The 1718-nt window shown below is 60.6% G+C and carries 1 protein-coding gene; it reads right to left on the minus strand.

Annotated features, from left to right (window positions below; all coding sequences use genetic code 11):
* Nucleotides 1-190 precede the first annotated feature (190 nt).
* On the minus strand, nt 191-1633 hold the full coding sequence (locus tag NW853_RS04820) for a gamma-aminobutyraldehyde dehydrogenase (RefSeq protein WP_414336129.1): 1443 nt from the start codon (nt 1631-1633) through the stop codon (nt 191-193).
* Nucleotides 1634-1718: the final 85 nt, after the last annotated feature.

The following is a 1718-nucleotide window of genomic DNA, read 5'->3' on the forward strand; positions in this document are numbered from 1 at the left end:
ATTTCTAGGGACGTTCCCAGACCGCTCTGCTCCCTCACCCCCAGCCCCTCTCCCAAAGGGAGAGGGGAGATTGAGATAGCGCTCCGCGCTGCCGGGGCGAACGAGGCAGCAAAGGGTTTCCGGAAAACTGGAGATGTCCCTGTTGAACTGCTGCTGTTTCGTTTTATGGCTGCTCAGGATGGTCGTAGCTTCAGGGGGTGGCGATCATCACATGCTTGGTAATCTGATAGTCGCGCACCGCCTCGGCGGAAAGATCTTTGCCAAATCCCGATTGTTTGAAGCCGCCATGGGGAGCCTCAGAGGCAATGGGAATGTGGTCGTTGATCCAGACGGTGCCCACCTCCAGCTCAGCGGCTAGTTTCATGGCTCGTCCGATGTCTTGAGTCCACACAGAAGCCGCCAACCCGTATAGGACGTCATTGCCCAGGCGTAGCGCCTCCGCTTCTTCGCGGAACGAGCCGAGCGTGAGAACCGGCCCAAAAACCTCACTCTGCACGATCTCCGCTTTTTGATCGACATTGGCAATCACTGTGGGTTCGTAGTAGTAGCCCCGGTCAAACTGGGAAGGGATCCGCCCGCCAGTCAGCACTTTGGCCCCTTCGGCTTTGGCCCGCTCCACAAATCCCATCACCCGCTCCCGCTGGGCTGCCGAGACCAAAGGACCCATCTCCACCCCCGCCTCAAAAGGGGATCCCAGTGTCACTTTGCGCATCGCCTCCACAATGGCCTCCTGCACCTGCGCCAGCTTGCTCTCGTGCACATAGACGCGGGTGGCTGCCGTACAGTCCTGGCCGGTGTTGAACGTGGCGGCGAAGGCGGCCTTGGCGGCCACGCTTTCCACGTCGGCATCTGCAAAAACCAGGAAGGGCGCTTTCCCCCCCAACTCCAAATGCACCCGCTTCAGGGTATTGGCGGCGGTGCGCATCACCTGCTTGCCGGTGGCGGTAGAGCCGGTAAGGCTGACCATGCGCACCTGCGGGTGCTCCACCAAAGCTTGGCCGGTGGCATTGCCCCCGGTAACAATGTTCACAACCCCCGGCGGGATCCCGGCTTCAGCGATCAGTTCCCCCAGCATCAGAGTGGTCAGAGGGGTGGTGGGAGCAGGCTTGAGCACCACCGTACAGCCAGCAGCCAGAGCAGGGCCGATCTTCCAGACGGCCATCAGCAGCGGGTAGTTCCAGGGGGTAATTTGCGCGCACACCCCCACCGGCTCTTTGCGAAATAGCGAGGTGTAACCCTTGGCGTATTCTCCGGCGCTGAAGCCATGGATGTCGCGGGCGGCAGCAGCGAAGAAACGCAGATTGTCGACCGCAAACGGCAAATCTCCCCCCAAGCTCACCAGCTCGTAGGGCTTGCCGGTGTTTTCCGACTCTACACGTGCCAATTCGGCGGCGCGAGCTTCGATGAGATCCGCCAATTTCCAGAGGGCCAGGGAGCGCTCGCCAGGCGTGAGTTTCGACCAACGGCCATCGTAAAAGGCCGTCTGGGCAGCCTGCACCGCCCGATCCACATCGGCCGGGCTGGCATCCACCACCTCTGCTAGTTCCTCGCCAGTAGCCGGGTTCTCGATGGTCATCAAGCCCCCCCCTTGGCTATCGACCCATTGGCCGTCGATCCAGAGTTTGTAGGCCATAGCGATGTCCTCAACTGCTTGGTAAGGGTGAAATGGCTTTCCCCATTGTGCCGAATCTTCTTGAGTTGACCAGAAAAAAGGCAGC

The organism is Synechococcus sp. H55.11, from assembly GCF_047462475.1.
Lineage (GTDB): Bacteria > Cyanobacteriota > Cyanobacteriia > Thermostichales > Thermostichaceae > Thermostichus.

What these genes read in the sequence shown, in the direction of transcription:
- NW853_RS04820 (WP_414336129.1), bottom strand. Translation starts at nt 1,633, where the DNA reads ATGGCCTACAAACTCTGGATCGACGGCCAATGGGTCGATAGCCAAGGG.